This window comes from Paenibacillus sp. P4_A7, assembly GCF_056402455.1.
In genome coordinates this window covers 1-4,740 of record NZ_JBFUHJ010000439.1, presented here as the reverse complement: position 1 = coordinate 4,740, position 4,740 = coordinate 1, and the positions used below count along the sequence as shown (strand labels likewise).

6 protein-coding genes, 1 pseudogene and 1 riboswitch are annotated in these 4,740 nt (G+C 45.1%); of the genes and pseudogenes, 2 read left to right on the top strand and 5 right to left on the bottom strand.

What is annotated here, in order from left to right:
- Together AC1DWN_RS28350 and thiD are read left to right on the top strand one after the other, a co-directional pair.
- A pseudogene (locus AC1DWN_RS28350) lies at positions 1-285 on the top strand (ABC transporter substrate-binding protein); the annotation flags it as partial.
- A 28-nt stretch (positions 286-313) separates the two neighbouring features.
- Positions 314-1,129, top strand: a complete 816-nt coding sequence (thiD, locus tag AC1DWN_RS28345; RefSeq protein WP_477562231.1) for a bifunctional hydroxymethylpyrimidine kinase/phosphomethylpyrimidine kinase — start codon at positions 314-316, stop codon at positions 1,127-1,129.
- A 107-nt stretch (positions 1,130-1,236) separates the two neighbouring features.
- On the opposite strand, the gene AC1DWN_RS28340 is transcribed toward thiD, so the two are convergent.
- From AC1DWN_RS28340 to queC, 5 genes are all read right to left on the bottom strand, one after another.
- On the bottom strand, positions 1,237-1,722 hold the full coding sequence (locus AC1DWN_RS28340; RefSeq protein WP_477562228.1) for an SMI1/KNR4 family protein: 486 nt from the start codon (positions 1,720-1,722) through the stop codon (positions 1,237-1,239).
- 213 nt (positions 1,723-1,935) lie between these two features.
- Positions 1,936-2,433: a preQ(1) synthase gene (gene queF, locus AC1DWN_RS28335; protein WP_477562227.1), complete on the bottom strand. Its 498-nt coding sequence runs from the start codon at positions 2,431-2,433 to the stop codon at positions 1,936-1,938.
- Positions 2,434-2,504: 71 nt separating this feature from the next.
- Positions 2,505-3,233 carry a 7-carboxy-7-deazaguanine synthase QueE gene (queE, locus tag AC1DWN_RS28330; protein WP_477562230.1) on the bottom strand — a complete coding sequence of 243 codons (729 nt, stop codon included), beginning with the start codon at positions 3,231-3,233 and terminating at the stop codon, positions 2,505-2,507.
- Positions 3,223-3,675, bottom strand: a complete 453-nt coding sequence (gene queD / locus AC1DWN_RS28325) for a 6-carboxytetrahydropterin synthase QueD (RefSeq protein WP_477562229.1) — start codon at positions 3,673-3,675, stop codon at positions 3,223-3,225. Before queD ends, queE begins: the two co-directional genes overlap by 11 nt.
- A complete protein-coding gene (gene queC / locus AC1DWN_RS28320; protein ID WP_477562226.1) occupies positions 3,675-4,334 on the bottom strand; it encodes a 7-cyano-7-deazaguanine synthase QueC in 660 nt (219 codons plus the stop codon). Before queC ends, queD begins: the two co-directional genes overlap by 1 nt.
- Positions 4,335-4,481: 147 nt before the next feature.
- Positions 4,482-4,525: riboswitch (PreQ1 riboswitch) on the bottom strand.
- Between the last annotated feature and the right edge of the window lie 215 nt (positions 4,526-4,740).

Genomic DNA, 4,740 nt, shown 5'->3' with positions numbered 1-4,740 from the left:
GCTCTATATAAGAAGTTCATCCACGCTATCACCGAGGGACAACAATATGTTCAACAGAATAAGGAGCATGCATTGACGATATTGTTCGAGCATGAAGATCAGACGTCGCCGCTGGATAAGGAAATCGAAACAAAGAGCCTAGACATTTTACTGCCGCTGATGGATGCAGGAGATCAACCTTTTGGTTATCAGGATGCTGCTTCATGGGAGAAAGTACGAGAGTGGCTGGTTGCTAACGAATTGCTGCCAGCGGATATTAAGGCTGAAGATGCATTTATCAACTAGGGAGGAAATTTAAGGAGGAGAACAAATGATGAACGTATTCAAAGCATTGACGATAGCCGGCTCAGACAGCGGAGGCGGCGCTGGCATTCAGGCAGATTTGAAAACCTTTCAGGAGCTTGGTACATATGGCATGTCTGTTATTACAGCGGTCACGGCACAAAATACAATAGGAGTCCAAGGGGTTTATCCTCTTGGATATGATGCAATTAGCGAGCAGCTCGACTCCATCGGCTCGGATTTACAGCCTGACGCAGTGAAAACCGGCATGTTATTCAACGGAGAAATCATTCGAATTGTCGCAGCTAAAGTACAGCAATATGGTTGGTCTAATCWGATTATAGACCCAGTCATGGTAGCCAAAGGCGGCTCTTCCTTGTTGCAGCAGGAAGCGCTGCAAGCCCTCGTGCAGCAGCTGCTGCCGCTCGCACTCGTCACTACGCCCAATATCCCAGAGGCGGAACTGCTAGCTAGGATGGCGATCCGTACGTTTAGAGACAGAGAAGAAGCGGCTAGACGTATGATCCAAATGGGTACACGATATGTCATTATAAAGGGCGGCCACGCTGCGGAGTCAGAACCAATCGTTGATCTCATCTACGATGGTGTGAGCTTCAACTATATGGAGAGCAAACGAATCACAACCAGACATACGCATGGCACGGGCTGCACCTACTCCGCCGCCATCACCGCCGAGCTTGCTCGCGGCAAGTCTGTCATGGAGGCGATCCGAACTGCCAAACTCTTCATCCAAGCCGCAATTGAGGATCAGCTCGGAATCGGCTCCGGACACGGCCCGACCAATCATTTTGCTTATCAGCGGAGATTAAGAGGCGAGAGCGAGTGAGATGGCATATGGGGTTGAAGAGGTTATTTCAGATTAGAAAATGCCTCTCAACTCGTTCCACTTGTTCGTGCATTTTATCAGTGCTAATATACCGGATACTATTATTTTCAATTATCATAAGCATCTCCTAAAGACACAAAATTTTCTTCTAACCAGTACCAATACTCTCCCTTATTCTGAATAAGTCTTTCTATTAATTCTAAAAAAGAAAAGGCAATAACACGACATTCCCCTACAACACCATGACTGTCCCAGAAGCTATCGTAACATTTCCCCATGCGACTTAGCTCAAGGTCAACTGTTAAATAGTCGCCATTACCATCAGTGGCAACTATGTACCAGTTTGCGGAGATATCTTCCTCACACCTCTCTCCTACAATTACTGGATTTGCAAGAACAAAGTCTTGAGGTTGCACTATATTTACCCGATAAGCAGCATGTTGAAATAAATGAATACCACCGCAAAGCTGATAAAATTCTAGTACATCTTCCGGTAATACTAAATGATCTTCTATATTCGGAGTTCCACTAGGTGGTAAAACCAAACAATCTGGTATGCCTTTAATTTTTTCAATAATATCTCGCACGCTCATACTTAACTACTCCCTATCCTTATATTGAACCCAGTAACCTCAATATGAACTTAACCACCCTTACAATCTTCTAAATCAATTACCCTAACTATACAATATTTTTCTATGTAGCAAAAAAACAGACCGCCTATCCAAAGATGGTGGTCTGCACATGCTGCTATATTCCTGAACTATTCCCTATTCCCTATTCCCTATTCCCTATTCCCTATTCCCTTACCGATTATCAACCTTCTCCGGATACAAGTCATGGTTCATGAGGCGATGCTCCGCCATCTGCTCGTATTTGGTGCCCGGTCGACCCCAGTTGCAGTAAGGATCAATCGAAATGCCGCCGCGCGGAGTGAATTTTCCCCACACTTCAATATAACGTGGGTCCATCAATTCAATAAGGTCGTTCATGATGATGTTCATACAGTCTTCGTGAAAATCACCATGATTGCGGAAGCTGAACAAATACAGCTTGAGCGACTTGCTTTCCACCATTTTACAGTCCGGAATATAAGAAATATATATCGTTGCAAAATCAGGCTGCCCCGTAATCGGACAAAGGCTAGTAAACTCCGGACAATTAAATTTAACAAAATAATCGCGGTTCGGATGTTTGTTATCGAATGACTCCAAAATATCAGGCGAGTAGTTAAACAAATACTCCACCCCTTGATTGCCGAGCAGTGTTACGCCCTCTAGTTGTTCCTTGCTTCTTCCGTTCATGCTTGCTTCCGCCTTCCTATACTATGCTTATTTTCACATACATACTGTTTCGTGCCTTCTCAAACGTACTCCTATACACCCTTCTTATTCCCCCAAACCCATGTATGAAGCTGAGGCAATACATGAACCCGCTTCAAATTAGGGTCCGGCATAACTTTCTCTATTAACCATTCATAGCGCTCCACTAAATAAGGGAGCATGTGCTTTGGCTCTGTTTCTCCAAGATTGCCGTTCCCCGCCTGCAAATAAAACGGAATCTGCGGATAACGCAAATGAACAAAAGTGGCATACTCCAAATCCAATTCATCAAACACGACCACTTTCAAACAAAAGCTTCGTGACTTCTTGATTAGCTTCTCGACAATTTCATCAAGCACTTCCCAATTCGTCTTCATTCCGGAGCTTGGCGGCTTTGGCGATAACGTTAATTCATCTACCGACCAAAACCAATTCTGCCACCTGCTGCCCTGCGTCTCTAGCGCGACACTAATATCTTGCTTATGCAATTCATCAATAAGCTCGCTCAATTGCGGCAGAAGCGCTGGGTTTCCGCCGGAGATGGTCACATGCTCGAACGTATTGCCGCCGACTTCCTTTAATTGTTCTATAATTTCATGCCCCGTTAATAGGCGAATATCATCTTTGCCGCTTCCGTCCCAGGTAAACGAGGAATCGCACCAGGAACAGCTGTAATCACAGCCTGCTGTCCGGACGAACATCGTCTTCCGTCCTATAACCATGCCTTCTCCTTGCACAGTAGGCCCGAAGATTTCCATGACGGGAATTTTTCTAACGCTCATCATGCAGGCCCACCTTTGACTTAGGTCGGTAGATGCAATAACTCGTCGGCGTTTCACGCAAGTAAACCTGAACGCATTGCGGATGATTGAGCGTCCCATCCAGATGCTTCTGAATGATCTCGCAAATCGTGCGTGCAACTACTTCTGTTGTCGGAAAACGCTCGGCTTCTAGATCGCTAAAGCTTTCGACATCGTCATTAAGAACTGTATGGTCAAATCGATCATGAATGAGCTGCTTAATAATAGCGAAGTTAACTAAGAATCCAGCAGAATCCAATTCATCGCCAGCTACCGTTACGTTCGCATAATACGTATGACCATGCATCTCCCTGCACTTCCCTGCTTCTTCAGCAGGTACAAAGTGAGCGGCAGCGAAGTGGAAATCCTTATTAAGCTCATATTGAAACGAGTGATTAGCTGTGGGATACATCTGCTGCATCATCATATAATCGCACTCCTTACAGCTAAATACTCATCCAGACCTTTTTTCCGAAGCAAACAAGCAGGGCAGTCCCCACAACCGTCTGCAATAATTCCGTTATAGCATGTCAATGTTCGTTCCCTAACAAAATCAAATGCTCCAAGCTGATCGGCCAGCTCCCACGTCTCCGCTTTATTCAGCCACATCAAGGGAGTGTCGATAACAAACGGATAGTCCATCGATAAATTCAGTGTAACATTCAACGATTTCACAAAAATATCCCGACAGTCGGGGTATCCGCTGAAATCCGTCTCGCAAACTCCCGTTACGATATGCTTCGCACCAATTTGCTTTGCAAGCACTGCGGCAAAAGTAAGAAACAACTGATTCCGACCGTCTACGACCGTCGATGGAAGCTCCCCTTCCTTCTGCTCAATGGCGATATCATCCCTTGTAAGAGCGTTTGGAGCTAATTGATTAAGCAAGGACATATCTAAAATGTGATGCTTAACGTTCAGCTCTTTTGCTATGTCCGCCGCACAATCGAGCTCCAGCTTATGACGCTGTCCATAGTTAAAGGTTATAGCCTCAACTTCCTCGAAGCGCTCCTTTGCCCAATAGAGACATGTCGTACTGTCTTGACCGCCGCTGAATACAACGACTGCTTTGTCTTTCTTCATGCTGCATCTTCCTCTCCAATGTTCCGAGAAGACAGAGATCACCCGAATTCCTTCATCTTACGTTAAAAAACCAAAGAAACGGCGCGAAGCGGTGTAACCGCTTCGCGCCGAACGCAAAAACGACGATGCCTCCTGATGGGCCATCGTTTTTACATAGTTTTTTATAGAGGGAGTTCGCGAACCTCTCCCGGCAGCCATGTTCATCTCACGATGAGGCACCGGACTTTCTTCTTCAGTTGTTCTATCGTACTATAGCATATCCGAAACACTTATTCCATTATTTCATTCAATTCTTGAAGTGTCTGAAGCATATGTTCAACTAGTTCCTCCATGTCGTCCATCTGATCCTCGCTAATTTTACGATTAAAGCTTAGCTCAATTGTATTTGTGTAAATTGGACTTTCAA

Bases quoted from the DNA above. Each gene is read 5' to 3' on its own strand.
- AC1DWN_RS28340 (WP_477562228.1), bottom strand. From the start codon at position 1,722: ATGAGCGTGCGAGATATTATTGAAAAAATTAAAGGCATACCAGATTGT.
- queF (WP_477562227.1), bottom strand. From the start codon at position 2,433: ATGAACGGAAGAAGCAAGGAACAACTAGAGGGCGTAACACTGCTCGGC.
- queE (WP_477562230.1), bottom strand. From the start codon at position 3,233: ATGAGCGTTAGAAAAATTCCCGTCATGGAAATCTTCGGGCCTACTGTG.
- queD (WP_477562229.1), bottom strand. From the start codon at position 3,675: ATGATGCAGCAGATGTATCCCACAGCTAATCACTCGTTTCAATATGAG.
- queC (WP_477562226.1), bottom strand. From the start codon at position 4,334: ATGAAGAAAGACAAAGCAGTCGTTGTATTCAGCGGCGGTCAAGACAGT.